This window comes from Pectobacterium zantedeschiae (assembly GCF_004137795.1).
GTDB lineage: Bacteria > Pseudomonadota > Gammaproteobacteria > Enterobacterales > Enterobacteriaceae > Pectobacterium > Pectobacterium zantedeschiae.
Map to the genome: position 1 here is coordinate 567,390 of NZ_NWTM01000001.1, position 24,180 is coordinate 591,569.

24 protein-coding genes are annotated in these 24,180 nt (G+C 50.6%); 22 read left to right on the forward strand and 2 right to left on the reverse strand.

Annotated elements, in window-relative coordinates; genetic code table 11:
* Positions 1-61 precede the first annotated feature (61 nt).
* Positions 62-3,409, reverse strand: coding sequence for a ribonuclease E (gene rne, locus CLR69_RS02685; RefSeq protein WP_129711730.1), 3,348 nt, complete (start codon positions 3,407-3,409; stop codon positions 62-64).
* Positions 3,410-4,002: 593 nt separating this feature from the next.
* On the opposite strand from rne, the gene rluC reads away from it, so the two are divergent.
* On the forward strand, positions 4,003-4,959 hold the full coding sequence (gene rluC, locus CLR69_RS02695; RefSeq protein ID WP_129705962.1) for a 23S rRNA pseudouridine(955/2504/2580) synthase RluC: 957 nt from the start codon (positions 4,003-4,005) through the stop codon (positions 4,957-4,959).
* A gap of 63 nt (positions 4,960-5,022) precedes the next feature.
* On the opposite strand, the gene CLR69_RS02700 is transcribed toward rluC, so the two are convergent.
* Entirely contained in the window at positions 5,023-5,607 is a 585-nt protein-coding gene (locus CLR69_RS02700) for a Maf family protein (protein WP_129711729.1), read from the reverse strand.
* Positions 5,608-5,747: 140 nt separating this feature from the next.
* On the opposite strand from CLR69_RS02700, the gene yceD reads away from it, so the two are divergent.
* The 21 genes from yceD to CLR69_RS02805 all read left to right on the forward strand — a co-directional run bounded on the left by yceD (position 5,748) and on the right by CLR69_RS02805 (position 24,176).
* Positions 5,748-6,269 carry a 23S rRNA accumulation protein YceD gene (gene yceD / locus CLR69_RS02705; RefSeq protein WP_039359651.1) on the forward strand — a complete coding sequence of 174 codons (522 nt, stop codon included), beginning with the start codon at positions 5,748-5,750 and terminating at the stop codon, positions 6,267-6,269.
* A 16-nt stretch (positions 6,270-6,285) separates the two neighbouring features.
* Positions 6,286-6,456, forward strand: a complete 171-nt coding sequence (rpmF, locus tag CLR69_RS02710) for a 50S ribosomal protein L32 (RefSeq protein ID WP_011093369.1) — start codon at positions 6,286-6,288, stop codon at positions 6,454-6,456.
* Between the two features lie 29 nt (positions 6,457-6,485).
* Positions 6,486-7,532, forward strand: coding sequence for a phosphate acyltransferase PlsX (gene plsX / locus CLR69_RS02715; protein WP_129711728.1), 1,047 nt, complete (start codon positions 6,486-6,488; stop codon positions 7,530-7,532).
* 6 nt (positions 7,533-7,538) lie between these two features.
* Entirely contained in the window at positions 7,539-8,492 is a 954-nt protein-coding gene (locus tag CLR69_RS02720; RefSeq protein WP_129711727.1) for a beta-ketoacyl-ACP synthase III, read from the forward strand.
* 17 nt (positions 8,493-8,509) lie between these two features.
* Positions 8,510-9,439, forward strand: a complete 930-nt coding sequence (gene fabD / locus CLR69_RS02725) for an ACP S-malonyltransferase (RefSeq protein ID WP_129705970.1) — start codon at positions 8,510-8,512, stop codon at positions 9,437-9,439.
* 14 nt (positions 9,440-9,453) lie between these two features.
* Positions 9,454-10,188 (forward strand): 3-oxoacyl-ACP reductase FabG, encoded by a 735-nt coding sequence (gene fabG / locus CLR69_RS02730; protein WP_129705972.1) that lies wholly within the window; start codon positions 9,454-9,456, stop codon positions 10,186-10,188.
* Positions 10,189-10,342: 154 nt separating this feature from the next.
* Entirely contained in the window at positions 10,343-10,579 is a 237-nt protein-coding gene (acpP, locus tag CLR69_RS02735; RefSeq protein WP_005970506.1) for an acyl carrier protein, read from the forward strand.
* Positions 10,580-10,660: 81 nt separating this feature from the next.
* Positions 10,661-11,902: a beta-ketoacyl-ACP synthase II gene (gene fabF, locus CLR69_RS02740; protein ID WP_129705974.1), complete on the forward strand. Its 1,242-nt coding sequence runs from the start codon at positions 10,661-10,663 to the stop codon at positions 11,900-11,902.
* A 127-nt stretch (positions 11,903-12,029) separates the two neighbouring features.
* Entirely contained in the window at positions 12,030-12,827 is a 798-nt protein-coding gene (pabC, locus tag CLR69_RS02745; protein ID WP_129711726.1) for an aminodeoxychorismate lyase, read from the forward strand.
* Positions 12,828-12,841: 14 nt separating this feature from the next.
* Complete coding sequence (mltG, locus tag CLR69_RS02750) at positions 12,842-13,861, forward strand: endolytic transglycosylase MltG (RefSeq protein ID WP_129711725.1); 1,020 nt, start codon at positions 12,842-12,844, stop codon at positions 13,859-13,861.
* Positions 13,851-14,510, forward strand: a complete 660-nt coding sequence (tmk, locus tag CLR69_RS02755) for a dTMP kinase (protein ID WP_129705981.1) — start codon at positions 13,851-13,853, stop codon at positions 14,508-14,510. Before mltG ends, tmk begins: the two co-directional genes overlap by 11 nt.
* The gene (gene holB, locus CLR69_RS02760) at positions 14,510-15,520 is read left to right on the forward strand and encodes a DNA polymerase III subunit delta' (RefSeq protein WP_129711724.1); all 1,011 of its coding nucleotides are present in this window, start codon (positions 14,510-14,512) and stop codon (positions 15,518-15,520) included. Before tmk ends, holB begins: the two co-directional genes overlap by 1 nt.
* A 19-nt stretch (positions 15,521-15,539) precedes the next feature.
* On the forward strand, positions 15,540-16,337 hold the full coding sequence (locus CLR69_RS02765; RefSeq protein ID WP_129705985.1) for a metal-dependent hydrolase: 798 nt from the start codon (positions 15,540-15,542) through the stop codon (positions 16,335-16,337).
* A gap of 313 nt (positions 16,338-16,650) precedes the next feature.
* Complete coding sequence (gene ptsG / locus CLR69_RS02770; protein WP_129711723.1) at positions 16,651-18,084, forward strand: PTS glucose transporter subunit IIBC; 1,434 nt, start codon at positions 16,651-16,653, stop codon at positions 18,082-18,084.
* A gap of 396 nt (positions 18,085-18,480) precedes the next feature.
* Positions 18,481-18,831 (forward strand): purine nucleoside phosphoramidase, encoded by a 351-nt coding sequence (hinT, locus tag CLR69_RS02775; protein WP_039323234.1) that lies wholly within the window; start codon positions 18,481-18,483, stop codon positions 18,829-18,831.
* 40 nt (positions 18,832-18,871) lie between these two features.
* Positions 18,872-19,252 (forward strand): YcfL family putative periplasmic lipoprotein, encoded by a 381-nt coding sequence (locus tag CLR69_RS02780; RefSeq protein ID WP_129705989.1) that lies wholly within the window; start codon positions 18,872-18,874, stop codon positions 19,250-19,252.
* Between the two features lie 21 nt (positions 19,253-19,273).
* A complete protein-coding gene (gene lpoB / locus CLR69_RS02785) occupies positions 19,274-19,855 on the forward strand; it encodes a penicillin-binding protein activator LpoB (protein WP_129705991.1) in 582 nt (193 codons plus the stop codon).
* Positions 19,836-20,729, forward strand: coding sequence for a thiamine kinase (gene thiK / locus CLR69_RS02790; RefSeq protein ID WP_129711722.1), 894 nt, complete (start codon positions 19,836-19,838; stop codon positions 20,727-20,729). The genes lpoB and thiK overlap by 20 nt, the downstream gene beginning before the upstream one ends.
* A 63-nt stretch (positions 20,730-20,792) precedes the next feature.
* A complete protein-coding gene (gene nagZ / locus CLR69_RS02795; RefSeq protein WP_197730530.1) occupies positions 20,793-21,812 on the forward strand; it encodes a beta-N-acetylhexosaminidase in 1,020 nt (339 codons plus the stop codon).
* 162 nt (positions 21,813-21,974) lie between these two features.
* On the forward strand, positions 21,975-22,517 hold the full coding sequence (gene ycfP, locus CLR69_RS02800) for an alpha/beta hydrolase YcfP (protein WP_129705997.1): 543 nt from the start codon (positions 21,975-21,977) through the stop codon (positions 22,515-22,517).
* A 354-nt stretch (positions 22,518-22,871) separates the two neighbouring features.
* Positions 22,872-24,176, forward strand: a complete 1,305-nt coding sequence (locus tag CLR69_RS02805; protein ID WP_129711720.1) for an NAD(P)/FAD-dependent oxidoreductase — start codon at positions 22,872-22,874, stop codon at positions 24,174-24,176.
* Positions 24,177-24,180: the final 4 nt, after the last annotated feature.

The window sequence follows — 24,180 nt, forward strand, 5'->3', positions numbered from 1 at the left end:
CAGCGTTTCTGAATAAAAAAACACCCGCCAATTGGCGGGTGTTTGTCTATAAAGGTCAGAATTACTCGTTGACTGGCGTAGGCTTGGTTGCTGGCGCAGTGGATTGATTCACTGCAGCATGACCGCCTGCGGAGCCTTTTCCTGAGAACGGATAGGCTGGACGTACCCAATCACTGTGTCGAGTGGGTTCGGCGTTGTATGCAGGAGCCGGAGCTTTAGTCATTGGCGCTGTTGCATGGAGTTTATAGCGGGGTTGTTCAACGACACCGCCATGTTCAACAACAGCCGCTGATTTTGTTACGACCGATACAGGTTCTTCTACATCAGGTTGTGCACTGGTAGCGGCTACCTGCTCATCCTGAACGCTTTGTGGCTGGCTGACTTCCTGTACTGCTGGAGTCGCCGGAGTAGAAATCGGCTCTGCCACATTAGCTGTCTCAGTCGCATCAGCGATGTTATCTGCCTGCTTTTCTTCAGCAACGACAGTTTCAACGGTCTGTGCGTCTTCGATTACCTGTGTCGCAACCGTATCATCAGCTTCAACGGCTTTGGCTTCTTCAACCGCGCTCACGGCAACCGAAGCGATGGCATCATCGATAGCGGTGTTCTCGGTGATTGGCTCAACGACAGTGTCTTCGTCGGCAGCACTCACTTCGACATCCGCTACGTTGCTATCCTGAATGACATCCGCAGATTGTGCTGTTGCGGTTACAACCGTCTCTTCCTGAACGACGGTTTCAGTAATCGCAACGTTTTCAATCACGTTGGATTCAGCTGTATCGGTTTGTGCAGTCACGGTAGCTTCGACAATGGCTGGCAACAGCGGTGTGTCGATAGCTGTTACATTTTCTTCCAACTGTTGATTTTCAGCTTGTTGTGGCTGTGCTACAGGGTAGCTAACCCATACTTTTCCTGATGCCATTTCCGGTGATGCGGCGGCAAATTCTAACTGCATCGGTGACTGGGACGGATAACGCTCATCACGATAACGACGACGACGTTGGCCGCTGACGCGCAGATGGCGAGGAGAACGGCGTGAACGACGCGGCATACCGCCATTTTCGCCATTCGCACGATTTGCATCGTTTTGCTCGTTATCACTCTCGTTATTGTCTACCGTAACGTCGTTTGGCTTAACGTAAGATTGAACCAGTTCAGGCGTTTCAGCAGTCAGTGCCGTGTTATCAGAAAGGGTATCCTGCTGAGTTTCAGACTGGACGCGTACTTTCTGCGACAACTGGCGGCGTTGTCGGCGCTGCATCACCTGGGTAGGTTTATCCTGCTCGGCTGCATTGTCATCCGAATCATCGACTGCTGGCTGCGTTTTGGCCTCAGCAGCAGGCTGACGACGTTCGTCCTGACGACGGCGCTGACGTTCAGCACGTGGTTCACGGCGTGGCTGTTCTTCCGAACCAGCTTTCTCCACATTTTCTGCAATCCGGCTGTCTGCAACCGCTTCGTCGTTTTGTCGCTTATTACGGCGCTGATCATCACGCTGTTCACGATTGTCACGATTGTCACGATTGTCACGATTGTCACGATTGTCACGAGAGCCTCGATCGCGGCGATTATTCCCCTGACGGCGTGAATTCCGGCGGTCAGAACGCTGACCTTCGTTGGCTTTCTCTTCTTCTGCTTTTTTCTCGTCAACGCTATCCGCAGCTTTTGCGGCTGGCTCGGAAGCAAAAATGCCTTTTAAAGCACTAAAGAAACGGCTAACAAGACCCGGTTGAGTTTCCTCTGCGATTTTCGCTACAGCAGGAGCCGCTTTGGCAGCGGATGGTGTAGTTTCTGCTGGCATTTCAGCCATGCTGAACGTCGCTAAAGCAGGCTGCTCAGGCTGTTTACGTTCGATCGTTTGCTCATCTTGCAGTTGCTGCGTTTCCGTTTCTAAACGTTGAGGCAGCAGATAGCTGAGTGTCGGCTTCTCTTCGCCTTTACGGACACGAACAACAGAGTAGTGCGGTGTCTGCATGCCGTCGTGTGGCACGATAATAGCGCGCACGCCGCCCTGACGTTTCTCTATGGCATTAACGGCATCACGCTTCTCATTCAGCAGATAAGAGGCGATCTGGACTGGAACAATGGCGTGAACTTCTTTGGTGTTCTCTTTCAGTGCTTCTTCTTCAATCAGGCGAAGAATAGACAGTGAGAGTGATTCATTGTCACGAATCGTGCCTGTGCCGCTACAGCGTGGGCAGACGTGATGGCTGGATTCACCCAGTGAAGGACTCAGACGCTGACGCGACATTTCCAGCAGGCCGAAGCGGGAAATTCTACCGATCTGAATACGCGCACGATCCTGACGAACGGAATCACGCAAGCGGTTTTCAACTTCACGCTGGTGACGAACAGGTGTCATGTCGATGAAATCGATAACGATCAGACCACCGAGGTCACGCAGGCGTAACTGGCGGGCAATTTCGTCTGCGGCTTCAAGGTTGGTATTAAACGCGGTTTCTTCAATGTCACCACCACGTGTTGCTCGCGCGGAGTTAATATCGATCGCGGTTAACGCTTCGGTTGTATCGATAACGATAGAGCCACCGGATGGCAGACGGACTTCACGCTGGAAAGCCGACTCGATTTGTGATTCGATCTGATAGTGACTGAAAAGCGGGATCTCACCACTGTACAACTTGATTTTGCTACTGAAGTCCGGGCGACCCAGCGCAGAAATGTGTTCTTTCGCCAGATCGAGAATTTTCGGATTATCGATCAGGATTTCGCCAATGTCCGGGCGCAGATAATCACGGAAGGCACGGACGATCACATTACTTTCCTGATGAATCAGGAACGGTGCTTGGCGGCCTTCTGCGGCTTTTTTGATCGCGTCCCAGTGTTTCAGACGGAAAGCCAGATCCCATTGCAGTGCTTCAGCGGATTTACCCACACCAGCAGTACGAACAATGAGCCCCATGCCATCAGGCAGTTGCAATGACCCCAGAGCTTCTTTGAGCTCAGTACGGTCGTCACCTTCGATCCGGCGTGAAATACCACCTGCGCGAGGGTTATTTGGCATTAAGACCAGATAGCTACCAGCCAGGCTGATAAATGTGGTCAGCGCTGCGCCTTTGTTGCCACGCTCTTCTTTATCTACCTGAACAATGACTTCCTGACCTTCACGTAACACGTCTTTGATGTTAGGACGACCATGGGAAGCATAGTTGCTGGGGAAGTATTCGCGGGCGATTTCTTTAAGAGGCAGGAAACCATGTCTTTCAGCGCCGTAATCAACGAAAGCGGCTTCAAGGCTGGGTTCGATACGAGTGATTTTACCTTTGTAGATATTTGCTTTCTTCTGCTCATGACCTGGACTTTCGATATCCAAATCATACAGCCGTTGACCATCAACCAAGGCAACACGCAACTCTTCCTGCTGAGTTGCGTTAATTAACATTCTTTTCATCTTCAACTTACTCGTTATTTTTACTTGCATTATTGATAGAGCTGCGGACAAAAGAACCGCATGACCGGAGTGAACCGATGGCCTCGTGGCTTATCGCAGGGACGTCAACCTCCCGGTTGTCGCCTGCATAGAGACGCATGTTTCGGTAGCCTGTGTTTCCTGATGGAAAACAGCGCATTTACTGAGGGAACAGCTTCTGAATAATGTCGCCAGATCTGATTCCATTTGCCGGCCAAGCTGCAATCCGCAGCCCGCTAACTGCTTGATTTCGCATTACGTCTTACGCCATTGCTGCGTGTGTGCGTCATCAGGCAAATTTAATAATTTCGCAATTTCCCCTTGTTTTATCGGAAATCCGCGTGGGAAACGCAAAAGCATTATTCCACTGCTGATACCGTTATAGCAAGGTGACTTTGCCTGTCTGTATAAAGATAGTTCTGTTGTTATCACCAAAATGGACAGGGTTTGATGCTAGAGCGCAATTCACCCGTTACTCATCCGATAGTGCAACAATATCTTCATAAGTCAGACACACAGTTAAGCACAGAAAAAGAAGTGGCGCTATCGGGTTGCTCTATTTAGAATCGCGCATCATGAAAACAGATAATCCTTCAGTACAATTTGTGACGATCTCCGCAGATGAAGCGGGGCAGCGCGTCGATAATTTTTTGCATACCCATTTAAAGGGTGTGCCTAAAAGCATGGTTTACCGTATCTTGCGAAAAGGTGAGGTGAGGGTAAATAAGAAACGGGTCAAGCCTGAGTATAAATTGCTCGACGGTGATATCATCCGTATTCCGCCGGTTCGACAGGCAGAACGTGATGAAACCCCTGTTTCTGCCAGTCTTGGCAAAGTGGCGGCATTGGCCGAGTGCATTATTTATGAAGACGACTACCTGTTGGTGCTGAATAAGCCTTCAGGTACTGCGGTGCATGGTGGCAGTGGTCTGAGTTTCGGCGTGATTGAAGGGCTGCGTGCTTTACGCCCGGAAGCGCGTTTTCTAGAGCTGGTGCACCGCCTCGATCGCGATACTTCAGGTGTTTTGTTGGTAGCCAAAAAGCGTTCGGCCTTACGCTCTCTGCATGAGCAACTGCGGCTGAAAGGCATGCAAAAAGATTATCTGGCACTGGTCCGCGGCCAGTGGCAATCTCACTGCAAGGTTGTTCAAGCACCACTGTTGAAAAATATCCTGCAAAGCGGTGAACGCATAGTACGGGTAAACAGTGAAGGTAAACCGTCAGAAACACGTTTTAAAATAGAAGAACGTTTTGAGCACGCAACCCTGGTGAGGGCAAGTCCTGTTACTGGTCGTACGCATCAAATTCGTGTACACGCGCAGTATGCCGGGCATCCGATAGCGTTTGATGACCGTTACGGCGATCGTGAATTCGATCAGCAACTGGCGGAGACGGGTTTAAAACGCCTTTTCCTGCATGCGCAGGCGCTGCGTTTTGAACACCCGAACACCGGTGAGACGCTGAGAGTCGAAGCACCATTGGATAACGGATTACGCCGCTGTTTGCAGGTGTTGCGCAAGACAAAAATCTAACTACCCATACCTTACATGTTTTATCTGTCGGGATAGCGGTTCATTGAGCTATCCCGATTTATTTCACGCTGTCAGTGGATTCACGCCTTCTTTTTGCAGCATTTGCGTCAGCGCGATTAGCGGCAATCCAATCAGCGTATTAGGATCTCGCCCAGATAATCGTTCAAAAAGGGTAATGCCCAATCCTTCACTTTTAAAGCTCCCCGCGCAGTTCCACGGCTGTTCTTTCTCCAGATAACCGTCAATTTCCGCTTCTGTCAGTGTACGAAAATACACATCAAAAGGTTCTGCGATGCTCTGTATAGATTGGGTTGCGCTATTGAAGAGTGCTAAACCAGTAAAGAAGGACACACATTTTCCACTAGCCTGCTGTAGCTGCTTTGTTGCGTTAATCTTATTGTGCGGTTTTCCCGTAATGGTGTCCCTCAGTACGCAGACTTGATCGGAACCTATAATCAGGTGATTGGGGTAGTGCGTGGCAAGCGCTCGTGCTTTGCTTTCAGCAAGACGGATCACAAGATCAATGGCGTTTTCGCCACCGCGAGGGGTTTCATCGATGTCTGGCGACGCGCAGACAAAAGGTATCGCCAGCTTTTCCAATAATGCCCGGCGGTAAGGTGATGTTGAGGCAAGAATGATCTGCTGCATAATTTTTTGATAAACCGTAGCGTAATGATGAAAGGCATTTTAAACTGTGCGCCGCTCTGGAAGCGAATATTGGTGAAAGGTGGTGTATCACTGCCTTTTTCTTTGACTCTATGTCGTTACGACGTTAATATGCGCGCCCTATGCAAAAGGTAAAATTACCCTTAACCCTTGATGCGGTCCGCACTGCTCAGAAGCGTTTAGATTACGTTGGTGTCTATTCAGCTGAACAAGTAGAGCGTGTTGCCGAGTCAGTGGTGAGTGTGGATAGTGATGTTCAGGCCTCTTTATCTTTCAATATTGATAATCAGCGTCTGGCTGTGATTGACGGTAACGCTGACGTTACGGTCACACTGATGTGTCAGCGTTGCGGAAAGCCGTTTGAACATCAAGTCCATGCGACATTCTGTTTCAGCCCGGTCGTCAATGATGAGCAGGCCGAAGCGTTACCGGAAGCGTATGAACCGATCGGCGTTGATGAGTTTGGCGAAGTCGATCTGCTGGCAATGATTGAAGATGAAATTATTCTGATGTTGCCTATCGCCCCGGTGCATGATTCTGAACACTGTGAAGTGTCCGAAGCGGACATGGTTTTTGGTCAACTGCCTGCAGAGGCGGAAAAACCAAATCCGTTTGCCGTATTAGCCAGTTTAAAGCGTAAGTAATTAAGGAGTAAGGTCCATGGCCGTACAACAAAACAAACCTAGCCGTTCCAAACGTGGTATGCGTCGTTCACACGATGCGCTGACTACCTCTTCTGTATCCGTAGATAAAGTTTCTGGCGAAACTCACCTGCGTCACCACATCACTGCGGATGGTTACTACCGCGGTCGCAAGGTTATTGCTAAGTAATTCTTGCGAATTATTTGCAAGGCAATACCTTGACACGCCTAACTCTGGCGTTAGATGCGATGGGCGGGGATTTTGGTCCCTGCGTAACAGTGCCTGCTGCATTGCAGGCACTGGCTTCTAATCCAGCTCTCAATTTGTTATTAGTCGGCGATCCTGCTGCGATTACTCCATTACTTGCCAAAGTCGATTCTGATTTACTCTCTCGCTTAGAAGTTGTTCCGGCGGAGTCGGTTATTGCTAGTGATGCGAGGCCGTCGCAGGCTATTCGTGCGAGCCGTGGTACCTCAATGCGCATCGCGCTTGAGTTGATTAAAGACGGTAGAGCACAGGCCTGCGTGAGCGCGGGCAACACGGGGGCGCTCATGGGGCTGGCTAAGCTCCTGATTAAGCCACTGGAAGGTATTGAGAGACCAGCGTTGGTATCCGTATTACCTCATCAGCAACACGGAAAAACTGTCGTGTTGGATCTGGGAGCGAATGTTGACTGTGACAGCACGATGCTGGTCCAGTTTGCCGTGATGGGTTCAGTGATGGCAGAAGAAGTGCTGGAATTGGCTAACCCTCGGGTCGCGTTATTGAATATCGGTGAAGAAGAAAGCAAAGGGCTGAGCACTATCCGTGAAGCAGCGGCACAGCTAAAAGAGGCACCATCAATAAATTATATCGGTTATCTGGAAGGCAACGATCTGCTGACAGGAAAAACGGATGTGATGGTCTGTGACGGCTTTGTGGGTAATGTCACACTGAAAACGGTGGAGGGCGTGGTAAGGATGTTCTTGTCACTGCTGAAGTCTCCATCCTCAGGCTCTGAGCAAAAACAAAAGCGGTCTTGGTGGTTGAAATGGCTGGGGCGTTTGTTACAAAAACGCTTATCAAAGCGTTTCGGTCATTTGAATCCCGATCAATATAATGGCGCATGCCTGCTAGGATTGCGGGGAACTGTAATCAAAAGCCATGGCGCAGCAAACCAGAGAGCGTTTGCGGTTGCTATTGAACAGGCAATGCAGACGGTACGGCGGCAGCTTCCCGAGCGGATTGCCGCTCGTCTAGAAGCGGTATTACCCAAGAGTGACTAAGCGTACATGTATACAAAAATAATCGGAACGGGCAGCTACCTGCCTGAAGAAATCAGGACAAACGCTGATTTAGAAAAGATGGTGGAAACGACGGACGAATGGATCGTCACACGTACTGGAATCCGTGAGCGCCGTATTGCAGCGCCGGATGAAAACGTTGCGACCATGGGATACCGTGCCGCGCAAAAAGCGCTGGAAATGGCGAATGTTGATCCTTCTGAGGTCGGCCTTCTGATTGTTGCTACAACATCGTCAAGCCATGCTTTCCCTAGCTCAGCCTGTCAGGTTCAGCAGTTATTAGGGATCAAAGATACGATTGCTTTTGATCTGGCTGCTGCGTGTGCTGGTTTTACCTATGCGCTGAGCGTTGCCGATCAATACGTTAAAAGTGGTGCGGTGAAATACGCATTGGTGATCGGTTCCGATACGTTGTCCCGGACATTGGATCCTGAGGATCGCGGTACGCTGATTCTGTTTGGTGATGGCGCGGGTGCCGTGCTGTTAACAACATCAGAGCAACCGGGCATTCTTTCCACCCATCTGCATGCCGATGGCCGCTATGGCGAGTTGTTGGCGCTGCCGCATCAGGATCGTAACCACAAGGATACGCCTGCTTACCTGACGATGGCGGGTAATGAAGTCTTTAAAGTGGCAGTGACTGAATTGGCACATATTGTTGAAGAAACGCTGCAAGCGGCTCAACTAGACAAAAGTGAATTAGACTGGCTGGTGCCTCATCAGGCTAACCTTCGAATCATCAGCGCTACGGCGAAAAAGCTGGGCATGGGGATGGACAAGGTAGTTGTGACACTGGATCGTCATGGCAATACTTCTGCGGCTTCCGTACCTTCAGCGCTTGATGAAGCGGTGCGTGATGGGCGAATTAAGCCAGGACAACTGGTACTGCTTGAAGCTTTCGGCGGTGGTTTTACCTGGGGTTCCGCGCTAGTTCGTTTTTAATTAAACAGGATTGTGATATGACGCAATTTGCAATGGTATTTCCCGGTCAGGGATCGCAGACGGTAGGGATGTTGGCTGAACTTGCGGCTGAATACCCGATCGTTACCGAAACGTTTGCTCAGGCTTCTGAAGCGTTAGGTTATGACTTGTGGCAGCTTACCCAGCAAGGTCCTGCTGAAGAGTTAAATAAAACCTGGCAGACGCAACCTGCATTACTGACCGCTTCTGTTGCTATCTGGCGAGCCTGGCAGCAGCAGGGGGGGAAAACACCTGCACTGATGTCTGGCCATAGCCTCGGTGAGTATTCTGCACTGGTTTGCGCTGGTGTTCTGGATTTCCAACAGGCTGTTCGTCTGGTTGAATTGCGCGGCAAACTGATGCAGGAAGCCGTGCCAGAAGGCACAGGTGCGATGTATGCCATTATCGGCCTTGATAACGATGCCATTGCCAAAGCGTGTGAAGAGTCTGCGCAGGGGCAGGTGGTGTCGCCGGTAAACTTTAATTCACCCGGTCAGGTGGTGATCGCAGGTAATAAAGACGCTGTTGAACGTGCGGGTGCTGCATGTAAAGCGGCGGGCGCGAAGCGCGCGTTGCCGTTGCCTGTCAGCGTTCCGTCGCACTGTGCGTTGATGGAGCCTGCCGCGAAGAAACTTGCTGTGGCGTTGGAGTCCGTGACATTTAATTCCCCAGTTATCCCTGTGGTAAACAATGTAGATGCAAGCATCGAAACCACGCCAGAAGCTATTCGCGATGCATTGGTACGCCAACTTCATTGCCCAGTGCGCTGGACTGACTGTGTTGAATTCATCGCCTCTCAGGGCGTTGAGTCACTATTAGAAGTCGGGCCGGGTAAAGTATTGACTGGCTTAACCAAACGAATCGTCGATACCCTGACAGCAGCTGCGGTGAACGATCCTGCTTCTCTATCAGCGGCGATTGAGAAATAAGAACGGAGAAGACAATGAGTTTTGAGGGGAAAATTGCACTGGTTACCGGTGCAAGCCGTGGTATAGGGCGTGCCATCGCCGAGACGTTGGTTGCCCGCGGGGCAAAAGTCATTGGTACTGCAACCAGCGAAAAGGGTGCTGAAGCTATTAGCAGCTGGCTGGGTGAAAACGGTAAAGGTTACATGCTGAATGTTGCCGATGCAGCATCAGTAGAAAGCGTGTTAGCAGAAATTCGCGCGGAATTCGGGGAAGTTGATATTCTTATCAATAACGCTGGTATCACCCGCGATAACTTGCTGATGCGTATGAAAGATGATGAATGGCACGATATTCTGGATACCAATTTGACTTCGGTATTCCGTATGTCTAAAGCAGTTATGCGTGCCATGATGAAGAAACGTTTTGGCCGTATCATTACCATCGGTTCTGTTGTGGGAACGATGGGCAATGCAGGACAAGCTAACTACGCTGCAGCGAAGGCGGGTCTGATTGGGTTCAGCAAATCCCTCGCGCGTGAAGTGGCTTCTCGTGGTATTACGGTCAACGTGGTCGCACCTGGTTTTATCGAAACAGATATGACTCAGGCATTGACAGAAGAACAGCGAGCAGGCATTTTGACGTCGGTTCCAGCTAACCGACTCGGTGATGCTAAAGAAATCGCCAGTGCTGTTGTATTTTTAGCCTCTGATGAAGCTGCTTACATTACTGGCGAAACATTGCATGTCAACGGCGGCATGTATATGATCTAAAAAGCTCGAAAACTATTTGCATTATTTGCGGTGATAACCGCAAAATAGCACAAAATCGTGGTTCGACCAGCCGAGATTTTGTTGCATCTTTTCAAACATTTTATACACTACGAAAACCATCGCGAAAGCGAGTTTTGATAGGAAATTTAAGAGTATGAGCACTATCGAAGAACGCGTTAAGAAAATCATCGTTGAACAGCTTGGTGTTAAGCAGGAAGAAGTCGTAAACAATGCTTCTTTCGTTGATGACCTCGGCGCTGATTCTCTTGACACTGTTGAGCTGGTAATGGCTCTGGAAGAAGAATTTGATACTGAGATTCCAGACGAAGAAGCTGAAAAAATCACGACTGTTCAGGCAGCCATTGATTTCATTCAGGCTAACCAGCAGTAAGCGAACATATCTAGGCGGTCATTCGACCGCCTAAGTTTTTTTGTCCCGCAGTGTCTTTTTTTCCCTCCCTGGAGGATAAGCGTGTCTAAGCGTCGAGTAGTTGTGACCGGACTGGGCATGTTATCTCCTGTCGGCAATACAGTTGAGTCTACCTGGAGTGCTCTTCTTGCCGGTCAGAGTGGTATCAGCCTGATCGACCATTTCGATACTAGTGCCTACGCAACGCGTTTTGCTGGCTTAGTAAAGAATTTTAATTCTGAGGAATTCATTTCGCGTAAAGAAGCTCGCAAAATGGATGCCTTTATTCAATACGGTGTTGCTGCTGGCGTTCAGGCCATGCAGGATTCCGGTTTGGAAGTAACGGAAGAGAACGCACCGCGTATCGGTGCGGCGATTGGTTCCGGCATCGGTGGTCTGGGTCTTATTGAAGAGAACCATACTGCGCTGGTGAACGGTGGCCCGCGTAAAATCAGTCCGTTCTTCGTACCGTCAACCATCGTCAATATGGTTGCTGGGCATCTTACCATCATGTACGGACTGCGTGGCCCGAGCATCTCTATTGCTACAGCCTGTACGTCTGGCGTGCACAATATTGGTCAGGCAGCACGTATCATTGCCTACAACGATGCGGATGTGATGTTGGCCGGTGGTGCAGAAAAAGCCAGTACGCCATTAGGTGTTGGTGGATTTGGTGCCGCTCGTGCGCTGTCTACACGCAACGACGATCCTCAGGCGGCAAGTCGTCCGTGGGATAAAGATCGTGATGGCTTTGTGCTAGGCGACGGTGCTGGTCTCATGGTGCTGGAAGAGTATGAACACGCGAAAAAGCGCGGTGCGAAAATCTATGCAGAAATTGTTGGATTTGGCATGAGCAGCGATGCGTATCATATGACGTCTCCGCCAGAGAACGGTTCGGGTGCTGCGCTGGCGATGGAAAATGCGTTGCGTGATGCTGGTGTGTCAACGAGTCAGATCGGTTATATCAACGCGCATGGCACCTCTACGCCTGCGGGTGATAAGGCTGAAACACAGGCAGTGAAATCCGTATTTGGTGCAGACGCCAGCCGTGTGCTGGTTAGTTCGACGAAATCCATGACGGGTCACTTGCTTGGTGCGGCAGGCGCTGTTGAGTCCATCTTCAGTATTCTTGCTCTGCGCGATCAGTCTGTTCCGCCAACGCTCAACCTGGACAATCCAGATGAAGGCTGCGATCTGGATTTCGTGCCGCATGAGGCTCGTCAGGTCAGCAACCTGGAATACGTGCTCTGCAACTCTTTCGGTTTCGGTGGAACCAACGGTTCTCTGATCTTCCGTAAAGTGTGATTGTAATGGCGTATTAAAAAACCCGGTTTCCGGGTTTTTTTTTGTCTGAATAAAATCAGACACACCTGCTTGTGTGCGATGCAGCTTTACTGGCAAGCTGACGACGATGAATGACACGGAGCTTATTATGCTGTGGATTAATGGTCAGTTGCAGGAACAGCTTTCGGCGTTCGATCGGGGAACACAATATGGTGACGGTTGTTTTACGACAGCCAGAGTATGCAATGGCCAGATTGTTTGGCTCGATCGACATATTGCGCGTCTGCAACAGGCTGCTACGCGCTTATTATTTCCGACGCTTGACTGGGAAATCCTGACCGCTGAAATGAAACAGGCAGCCCAGAGGCGATCGAACGGTGTAGTGAAAGTGACGCTCACGCGCGGTGTTGGTGGGCGTGGTTATAGCTTGCAAGGGTGTGCGCAGCCAACCCGAATAGTGATGCAGGCAGACTATCCCACACATTATGCCGACTGGCGTGAGCACGGTATTAGCCTGAATTTGAGCCCTGTAGCGTTAGCTAAAAACCCGCTGTTGGCGGGAATAAAACATTTGAATCGACTCGAACAAGTGTTGATTCGTGCTCATCTTGATCAGACCTCGGCCAATGAGACCCTCGTGCTTGACACCTCCGGTGTGCTAGTGGAATGCTGTGCCGCTAATTTATTCTGGCGTAAAGGGTATAGGGTTTATACGCCGGATTTATCCCAGTCAGGTGTGGATGGCGTGGCTCGACAGCATATTATTGCCTTGCTGGCAGATTCTGACTTCGAGCTACAGATCGTCAGTGAGCCGGTGACTACACTGGCCGATGCGGATGAGGTACTGATTTGTAACGCATTAATGCCGATAATCCCCGTGAATCAGGCTCATGTCTGGCGTTACCACTCCCGAGAGCTTTATCAATTCCTGAGTTCTAATTGCTAGTAGATGGTTGATTTATGAAGAAAAAGAAAATTGGTTTGCTGATTATCGCTGCTGTTGTCCTGATGTTGCTGGTCGCGTGGCAGAAAATGCAGCGTTTTGCTGGTTCTCCATTAGCTATCGAAAAAGAAACTATTTTCACGCTTCCGGCCGGTACGGGAAGGGAAGGGCTGGAAACGCTGCTTCTCGATCAGAAAATTATCACCGATGGTGCATTTTTCCCGTGGCTGTTGCGCATTGAGCCTGAATTGGCAAAATTTAAAGCGGGTACGTACCGCTTTAGCGCGGGAATGAGCGTTCGTGAAATGTTGGCCTTACTGTCCAGCGGAAAAGAGGCTCAGTTTACTATTCGCTTCGTCGAAGGTTCACGTCTTAAAGATTGGCTCGCCGCTTTGCAGCAGGCACCTTATATCAAGCATGCTCTGACCGATAAAACCGAGCAAGACATCGCTACCCAGTTGGAAATCAAAGATCAGACAAACCCGGAAGGCTGGTTTTATCCTGACACGTATTCATACACCGCTGGCACGAGCGATAGCGCTTTGCTACAGCGTGCGCATCAGCGCATGAAAAAAGCGGTAGATGATGTATGGAAAGGGCGTGAAGAAGGCTTGCCGTACAAGACACCAGACGAGTTGCTGACGATGGCGTCAATCATTGAAAAAGAAACGGCGATCAATGAAGAACGTACGCAGGTCGCTTCTGTTTTTATCAACCGTTTACGGCTTGGTATGCGATTGCAAACGGATCCCACGGTGATTTATGGCATGGGAGATGACTATAAAGGCGTGATAACGCGTAAAGCATTAGATACGCCGACGCCTTACAATACTTATATTATCTCCGGCTTGCCGCCGACGCCGATCGCGATGCCGGGGAAAGCGTCATTGGATGCGGCAGCGCATCCAGCCAAAACGTCGTATCTGTATTTTGTGGCGGATGGAAAAGGCGGACACAGTTTTACCACTAACCTTGCAGACCATAACCGTGCTGTACAGGTATACCGCTCAGCGTTAAAGGAACGGGATGAACAGTAAATTTATCGTTATTGAAGGATTGGAAGGGGCAGGAAAGACCACTGCGCGCAATATCGTCGTGGAAACGCTACAGTCACATGGTGTGAAAGACGTTGTGTTCACGCGAGAGCCCGGTGGTACGCCGCTGGCGGAGAAACTACGTGAACTTATCAAGCAAGGTATGGCCGATGAGAAGGTCACTGACAAAGCGGAAGTTTTGATGCTCTACGCGGCCAGAGTGCAACTGGTCGATAATGTCATCAAACCTGCGCTGGCAGATGGGAAATGGGTTATCGGCGATCGTCACGATCTCTCTTCACAGGCTTATCAAGGTGGGGGGCGTGGGATCGATCAGCAACTGCTACGCTCACTGCGCGATACCGTGTTGGGCGATTTTCGTCCCGACCTGACGCTCTATCTTGATTTACCGCCAGCCATCGGTTTGCAGCGTGCGCGTCAACGCGGCGAACTGGATAGAATCGAGCAGGAGTCGCTGGCTTTCTTTGATCGTACCCGCTCTCGCTATCAGGAACTGGCGGCGGAGGATGACAGCATCCTGACGATCGATGCCTCACAATCTATTGATGCCGTCAGTGCGGATATTCAGGCGGCGTTACAGCAGTGGTTGCAGCAACAAGGATTGCAGTCTGTCTCGCCGGGGCTGTGCTGATGGATTGGTATCCGTGGCTAAATGCATCTTACCGGCAGCTTGTCGGTCAATATCAGGCGGGCAGAGGTCATCATGCGGTGTTGCTGCATGCATTGCCGGGCATGGGCGATGAATCGCTTATTTATGCGCTGAGCCGTTGGCTTATCTGCCAGCGACCTGATGGAATGAAAAGCTGCGGCCAGTGCCACTCTTGTAACTTAATGACCGCGGGAACGCATCCAGACTGGCATGTGCTGAGCCCGGAGAAAGGCAAGCATAGTCTGGGCGTCGATCCGGTGCGTGACGTCGTGGAGAAGGTATATCAACACTCCCGACAAGGCGGAGCAAAAGTGATTTGGCTAGCTTCCGCTGAGCAACTGACAGAAGCCGCAGCGAACGCACTGCTGAAAACGTTGGAAGAACCGCCACAGAATACCTTCTTTTTATTTGGCTGCCGTGAGCCAGCTCGGTTATTAGCAACCTTACGCAGTCGTTGCCTGTATCACTATCTGGATGTTCCGAGTGAGACGCAGAGCGTGCTCTGGCTGAATGCGCGTCATCGTCATGATAGTAAAGCATTACGTACGGCATTGAGATTGCAATCGGGCGCGCCGCTAGCTGCCGAAGTGTTATTGCAGCCAGAACGCTGGAAGCAGCGTAGCGGACTGTGTCAGGCATTTTCTGCGGCACTGACTTCACGAGATCTGCTTTCGCTGATACCTCAACTGAATCATGACGATGCAGATGCACGTATTCACTGGCTGGCCGCGCTACTCTTGGATGCCATGAAATGGCAGCAGGGAGCAAGTGAGCATTTGGTGAATCAAGATCAGATTGAACTGGTTGAGCGTCTGGCACGCGAACCGTCTGCGCATTTGCAGTATGAACTGCAACAGTGGCTGGGTTGTCGACAAAAATTGTTGACCGTCACGGGGGTTAACCGTGAGTTACTGCTGACGGAACGTTTACTTGATGGCGAACGCACGCTTGCTTCGTCGGTTAAGCGCGATAACCATCCTTTTTCTATTTAATTAATATCGAGTAAATATCATGTTGTTAGTGGATTCCCACTGTCATCTTGACGGTCTGGATTATCAGTCATTGCATAAAGATGTCTCCGACGTGCTGGAGAAAGCGAAACATCGCGATGTCGGTTTCCTTCTTGCGGTGGCGACAACGCTGCCCGGCTATCGCGCCATGGTGGAGTTAATCGGCGAACGCGATAACGTGGCATTTTCTTGCGGCGTTCATCCGCTGAATCAGGAAGCCCCTTATGATTATGCTGAACTGCGTGAGTTAGCCAGCGCTAGCCGTGTAGTGGCGATGGGAGAAACAGGGCTTGACTATTTCTATCAGCAGGAGACAAAAGCTCAGCAACAGGCGTCATTTTGCGAACATATTCGTATTGGTAATGATCTGAACAAGCCAGTCATCGTGCATACGCGCGCTGCTCGTGAAGATACGCTGGCGATTTTGCGTGACGAACACGCAGAGAAATGTAGCGGTGTTCTGCACTGTTTTACGGAAGATTTGATCACGGCAAAAGCTTTGCTGGATATGGGGTTTTATATCTCATTTTCTGGGATCGTGACATTCCGTAATGCAGAAGAATTGCGCGACGTCGCGCGTTACGTGCCGTTGGATCGGATGCTGATTGAGACAGATTCCCCCTGGTTAGCGCCAGTTCCATTCCGAGGCCAGGAAAACCAGCCTGCGTATGTGCGTGATGTAGCGGAATATCTTGCCGTAGTGAAAGGCACATCACTGGAAACCCTCGCTACTGCCACGACAGAAAACTTTTCCCGCCTGTTTCATATCGATCTGGCTCGGTTGACCGCAGCGCAATAGTGGCTGAGAATAGCCGAGTTTTTTTTATCCGTGTAATTAATAGCGCTCCATAATCCCCTTGATTAGGTTTTTCCTCTTCAGGGGGACGTGTTTTTAAGCGATATATCACAATAAAGTGCAATAACTGTTCGTTCTCAGCCTGTTGGCTTGTGGAAACGTGATAGCAATCAAACATTGTGAACGCTATTTATTTTACTCTGCGTAAAAATTAAAGGGGGCTAAGACACCCCAACTCGCAAAGGCCATCCTCCCCGTCTTTGCTTATATGAAGTATCAGAAGTAAAAGCACTATTACTCAGGAGCACACTCAATTATGTTCAAGAATGCATTCGCAAACCTGCAAAAAGTAGGTAAGTCGCTAATGCTGCCCGTATCCGTACTCCCTATCGCAGGTATTCTGCTGGGTGTCGGTTCGGCCAATTTTAGCTGGTTGCCTGCAATTGTCTCCAGCGTCATGGCACAGGCCGGTGATTCGGTGTTTGCCAACATGCCGCTGATTTTTGCTATTGGTGTTGCCTTGGGCTTCACTAATAACGACGGTGTTTCCGCACTGGCGGCGGTGGTAGCTTATGGCATCATGGTGAAAACCATGGCTGCGATTGCACCGCTGGTTCTTAATCTACCGGCTGCCGAGATTACTGCGAAGCACCTGGCGGATACCGGTGTTCTAGGCGGGATCATTGCCGGTGCGATTGCCGCGTATATGTTTAATCGCTTCTACCGCATTCAACTGCCTGAGTATCTGGGCTTCTTTGCCGGTAAACGTTTTGTACCGATTATTTCCGGCCTGACTGCGATCGTTACTGGTGCGGTGCTGTCTTTCATCTGGCCTCCGGTCGGTAGCGCTATCCAAACGTTTTCACATTGGGCTGCGAATGAGAACCCGATGTTGGCATTCGGTATCTACGGTGTCGTTGAACGTTCTCTGGTGCCGTTTGGCCTGCACCATATCTGGAACGTACCTTTCCAAATGCAAGTTGGTGAATTCACCAATGCTGCGGGCCAGGTTTTCCACGGCGATATCCCACGCTACATCGCGGGTGACCCGACTGCGGGTAAATTGTCTGGCGGCTTCCTGTTTAAAATGTATGGTCTGCCAGCAGCCGCTATTGCTATTTGGCACTCTGCTAAACCAGAAAACCGCGCGAAAGTGGGCGGTATCATGATCTCTGCGGCGCTGACCTCGTTCCTGACGGGTATCACTGAGCCAATTGAGTTCTCATTCATGTTTGTTGCGCCGATCCTGTACGTGATCCATGCGATTCTGGCAGGTCTGGCATTCCCAATTTGTATCCTGTTGGGTATGCGTGATGGTACAAGCTTCTCTCACGGTCTGATCGACTTCGTGGTACTGAGCGGCAACGGTAGCAACCTATGGCTGTTCCCGATTGTAGGTCTGTGCTATGCGCTGATTTACTACACCATCTTCCGTGTTCTGATTGCCAAACTGAACCTGAAAACGCCAGGCCGTGAGGATAGCTCATCTGAGCAAACGTCTCAGGACAGCACCGAAATGGCTGCTGCGCTGGTTAGCGCGTTTGGTGGTAAAGAAAACATCACTAACCTGGATGCATGCATCACCCGTCTGCGCGTTAGCGTAGGCGATGTGGCTAAAGTTGATCAGGCTGGCCTGAAAAAACTGGGTGCGGCAGGTGTGGTTGTGGCAGGCTCAGGTGTTCAGGCAATTTTCGGTACGAAATCCGATAACCTGAAAACTGATATGGACGACTACATCCGCAACCACTGATGGATTGTTGGGGAGTGACAAAAAGGGGCGAAAGCCCCTTTTTTTATGGTCAGCATTTTTTATGGTCAGGATTGAGCCGCTTTCAATAAAACTTGCGCTGAACGATGAGGCTCAAACCTGCGTTGCTGGCCTGCGCCCTGTTGCTGATGTTGGTGAGGGCGTCGCAGTCGTCTAACTAACAAAGGAAGGGGCGTGGTGGAAATTCATTAAGCGGCGTCAAACCCTTGCCGCAGCAGCGCTAGGGTGATTGTTTCGGGATGAGACAGATTTTTTCTGTGTGTCGTATTTTGACCACCTACACCAGAAATAGACGAAGAAGGTTGAAAGAAATGGAATATGTCACTCATACTGCCTACATGACGTCGTTCAACGCCAGCTTTAACAAGGAAATCAATCATGGCTGAAGAAACCATTTTTAGTAAAATCATCCGCCGGGAAATTCCTGCCGATATCGTGTATCAGGATGAACTGGTCACCGCTTTTCGTGATATCGCACCCCGTACGCCAACACATATTCTGATTATCCCGAATGTATTAATTCCAACGGTTAACGACACGGCGCCAGAGCATGAAGCAGCGTTGGGACGTATGGTGACGGTTGCGGGTAAAATTGCGCAACAGGAAGGGATTGCAGAAGACGGTTATCGTCTGATTATTAACTGCAACCGACACGGTGGGCAGGAGGTTTATCACATCCACATGCATTTGGTTGGCGGTCGTGCGTTAGGGCCTCTGCTGGCGGATTAAGTGAGACAATCAGGTGAGAAAACCATCATGCGAGTAAACCATGCGTAACCCGATGCTTTTTCTGTCTGCGTGTCTGATGGTGGGGTTGCTGGCTGGCTGTAGTGCGCCAAAGGTGCTGACCATCAATGAGCGACAAACGTTGGTATTGGATGCTCCCGTGTTGTCGGCTGGCATTACGGCAGGGAATCCGTCGCTGGATTCAGAAAATGGCAGGCTGCGGGCTTCTTCCGTTGTTAGCAACGATGCCTCACACGCGGTGACCGTGCATTACCGTTTCTATTGGTATGATGAAAACGGGCTGGACGTGCTGCCTTTCGAGGAGGTGCAGTCCATTGAAATCCCGCCACAGACGGAAATGACTGTTTTTTCAACGCGTAGCAGTCCTAATGCGCGACAGGTTCGTCTTCATCTATTTTTGTAATGGTGTGTTGAGAGAGAAAATATGAAAAAGTATCTAGGGGTGATACTGGCGGCATTGGTACTGACAGGGTGCCCCAGCCGTCCACCGGAACCTACTGAACCGCCTGCGACTATTGAACCGGTTGAGCCTCAAGTGCCAACTACGCCAACGTTGCCGCCGGGTGAATCTGTACCGCAACCGCCTAAAATACAGACATTGAACTGGGAAGCCAGCATTAATCCGCTGGTGGCTCAGATGCTGAAAGCCGATGGCGTTACGCCGGGCAGCATACTGTTGGTGGATAGCGTGAAAAATAACACCAATGGCTCACTGCCAATAGCGAAAGCGACAAGCGCATTGTACAGCGCCTTATCCTCCGGCAAAGCTTTTACGCTGGTGCCACGCGAGCAACTGGCTGCTGCGAAACAAACGTTGGGTCTGTCGGTTGATGACAGCTTAGGATCGCGCAGCAAAGCGATAGGTCTGGCTCGTTATGTCAGCGCACAGTATGTGCTGTACAGCGACGTCAGTGGTGATGTGAAATCACCGCAAATCGACATGCAATTGATGCTGGTGCAGACCGGCGAAATTGTTTGGTCAGGCAATGGCGCCGTTCAGCATTAAACTGGCAGGCATCCAGCAACAGCTGACTGCGACGATCCAGAAACATTTCCCAGCCGTGGAAATGGCGGATATTTGCTTTGAGCTGGTTGGTGGGCTAAGTAGTAAAAGCTGGCGTATTCGTGGGCCGGGCATCGAGTGGCTGGCGCGTCGCCAATCGCCAACCGAGCGAAAGATGGGTGTCGATCGCCAGCGAGAGTGCGCTCTGCTGAGGCAGATGTCAGCGATAGGGCTCGCACCACGGCCACGGCTATGGCGTGATGGCTGGCTCATTGTTGAGTGGGTGCCGGGGCGCATCGCTACTTCAGATGAGTTCCTGATGATGCTGGCTAATGGCGAAGTGGCGAGCGTATTGTCTCAGCTCCATCGTCGGCCGCGTAGCGGCTATCCTCTCGATCTTAAAACGCTATTTGCTCAACACTGGCAATTGATGGATCCGCACCGTCGTTCGCCAGCGTTGTTGCGCGCCCACCACCATTTTCAACGTGCTGCGTTACCCACGCCTTTGGCGCTAGCTCCTCTCCATCTGGATGTGCATGCTGAGAACCTACTGATTACGCAGCAAGGAACAATGCTGATTGACTGGGAATATGCATCAGATGGCGATATCGCCTTTGAGCTGGCGTTCATTGTTCGAGCTAGTCAGATGGGCAGTATGGCGCAAACGTCTTTCCTACAGAGTTACCAGCGACATCGGCGAGGGTTTTCCGTGAGCCGTCTTCAGCAACAGATGATGCAGTGGTTCCCCTGGGTCGATTATCTGGTATTGATGTGGTTTGAAATACGCTGGCAGCAAACGAAGAACCCCGAATTTTTAGCGGAAATTCCTGCACTCTATCATCGGCTACAACTGGGCCATAGGCTACAGTCAGGCTGACGGTGTGGTTTTGGTTGTCGTGGTTATTTTACTCAGCTGTATTATTTAAAGAATGAGGTTTTTGTGGGTCCGGTAATGTTAGATGTCGCCAGCTACGAGCTGGATGCAGAAGATCGTGAAGTGCTACAACACCCGCTGGTTGGCGGCGTTATTCTGTTCACTCGTAATTTTCATGATGCGGCGCAGCTACGTGAATTAGTGCGCCAAATCCGCGCGGCGTCGCGCGAACGTCTCGTGGTTTCTGTGGATCAGGAAGGTGGGCGCGTTCAGCGTTTCCGTGACGGGTTTACCCGTTTGCCTGCCGCGCAGGCGTTCGCTGCATTAAATAGTCTGTCAGAAGCCCAACGGTTGGCGGAAGAGGGCGGCTGGCTTATGGCGGCAGAAATGATTGCGATGGATATCGACATTAGCTTTGCACCCGTGCTGGATATCGGTCATCAGAGTGCGGCGATTGGTGAGCGTTCGTTTCACGAACAGCCAGAGACGGCATTGGCTGTAGCGCAGAGCTTTATTCGCGGTATGCACAGTGCAGGCATGAAGGTCACGGGTAAGCACTTCCCCGGCCACGGTGCGGTCAGTGCTGATTCACATAAAGAAACGCCACGCGACTCGCGTCCGCTTGCAGAGATTCGCACACACGATATGTCGATTTTTAAAGCACTGATCCAGCGCCAGCAGTTGGATGCGATCATGCCTGCCCATGTGATTTACACCGAAGCCGATCCGCGTCCTGCTAGCGGTTCTCCTTACTGGCTTAAAACGGTACTGCGTGAAGAACTGGGTTTTGATGGCATCATTTTCTCCGACGATTTGTCGATGGAAGGTGCAGCCGTGATGGGCAGTTATCCTGAGAGGGCGCAGGCAGCCTTGCAGGCAGGATGCGACATGATTCTGGTTTGCAACCACCGGAAAGGTGCCGTCAGCGTGCTGGATAACCTGTCCCCGGTCAAAGCGGAGCAACTGACGCGCCTATATCATCAGGGTTCGTTTTCTCGTCGGGAACTGCTGGATTCGTCGCGCTGGAAGCTAGCAAATCAGGCGCTCACCGCACTCAGTGAGCGCTGGCAGGCGTATATATCCTAAATAATTCGAGTTGCGTGAAGGCGGCAACTGCGCGAATCCCCTGGAGCTTACTTAGGTAAGTGACTGGGGTGAGTAAGGGAAGCCAACGCACAAGCAGCTTGAAGTATGACGGATATAAAAATGGTGAGAAATAGGCAACCTAGTCAGTGGTGAGGATAAAAGATGATTATCTATTTACACGGTTTTGACTCGACCAGCCCCGGTAACCATGAAAAAGTCTTACAGCTCCAGTTTATCGATGAAGATGTACGGCTGATTAGCTACAGCACGCTGCATCCGCGTCATGATATGCAACATCTGCTAAAGCAGGTGGATAAGATGATTCAGCATTCTGATGACGATCGTCCGCTGATTTGTGGTGTGGGTCTGGGCGGTTTCTGGGCAGAACGGGTTGGTTTTCTGTGTGATATACGACAAGTCATCGTCAATCCTAACCTTTTTCCGCAGGAAAACATGAGCGGGAAAATCGATCGGCCAGAAGAGTATCTGGATATCGCCACGAAGTGTGTCGCAAATTTTCGTGAAAAGAACCGCGATCGTTGCATGGTAATGCTTTCCCGTCAGGATGAGATGCTCGACAGCCAGCGCAGTGCGCAAGCGCTGGGAGAATATTATGAGATTGTTTGGGACGATATCCAGACGCATAAATTCAAAAGTATCTCCCCCCATTTACAGCGCATAAAAGCCTTCAAAACGCTCGGTTAGCATGCGGCGTTAATGGTTCTGGCGTTCTTTCTGATATCCCTGTTTGAAGGGATGTCAGGAGGAATGACGCGATTTATTTACTTTTCTTAGTTCGTACAGACGCATATCTGTGCTCGATTCAGCATTTTCTCTTCACGCAGACTTCCGCTAATTCACTGAAATAAAGATGGAATTTTCTCGGTAAAAAATCGCGCCGCAAAATAAATTGATATATATCAATTTTGGTATGACCAAATAACCTAGCGTGCTATTCTTGCAGCAGATATCAGGCTTAACTTACGCGAACCCTATGTTATATAAGGATATTATTTTTTACTCTTTATTAACGATTGGTTCACATTTTAGGGGGTCATTTTGACATCACCAACCAAAAAAATTGTTATTGTCGGCGGGGGAGCTGGCGGACTTGAACTCGCAACGAGCTTGGGCCACAAGTTAGGACGCAAGAAAAAAGCGGACATTACGCTGGTGGATCGTAACCATAGCCACCTGTGGAAACCGTTGCTGCATGAAGTGGCGACCGGCTCGCTGGACGATGATATGGATGCGTTGAGCTATCTGGCGCACGCTCGCAATCACCATTTCCAGTTTCAACTGGGCATGCTGACGGATATCGACCGTGAACAGCAGCAGATTCAACTGGCTGAAGTCTGTGATGAGCAAGGTGACGTACTGGTTGCGGCGCGCCGCATCTCGTATGACATTCTGGTGGTGGCATTAGGCAGTGCCTCAAATGACTTTGGCACACCAGGTGTGAAAGATCACTGCATTTTCCTGGATAACCCAAAACAAGCTCGTCGCTTCCATAATGAAATGCTGAATTTGTTCCTGAAATTCACAGCAAACCAGGACGAAAAAGATCGCGTAAATATTGCGATTGTGGGCGGTGGAGCGACTGGCGTCGAACTGTCTGCGGAATTGCATAACGCGGTGAAACAACTGCACAGCTATGGTTTTGACGGGCTGGATAATCAAACGCTGAATGTGACGCTGGTGGAAGCGGGCGAACGTATTTTGCCAGCGCTGCCACCGCGTATTTCAGCAGCAGCACACCAGGAGCTGAATAATATTGGCGTCCGCGTGCTGACCAAAACCATGGTAACCAGTGCGGAAAGCGGCGGCTTGAATACGAAAGACGGTGAATTTATCGAAGCTGACCTGATGGTTTGGGCGGCAGGAATCAAAGCACCGGATGCAATGAAAGACATTGCGGGTCTGGAAACGAACCGGATCAATCAGCTTGTCGTTGAACCCACGTTGCAGACGACACGCGATCCTAACATTTTCGCCATCGGCGACTGTGCATCCTGCCCACAGGAAGGCGGCGGTTTCGTGCCACCGCGCGCGCAGGCCGCTCACCAGATGGCATCACGCTGTCACAGCAACATCATTGCGTTGTTGAACGGGCAGGCGTTGAAATCTTACGTCTACAAAGATCACGGCTCGCTGGTCTCGCTGTCTAAATTCAGTACGGTTGGTAGCCTGATGGGGAACCTGATGCGGGGTTCTGTGATGGTCGAAGGGCGGATTGCTCGTTTCGTTTACATCTCCCTCTATCGCATGCACCAGGTTGCACTGCACGGTTATGTTAAAACGGGCCTGATGATGCTGGTCGGTGGCATCAACCGGGTGATTCGCCCGCGCCTCAAACTGCATTAATCCG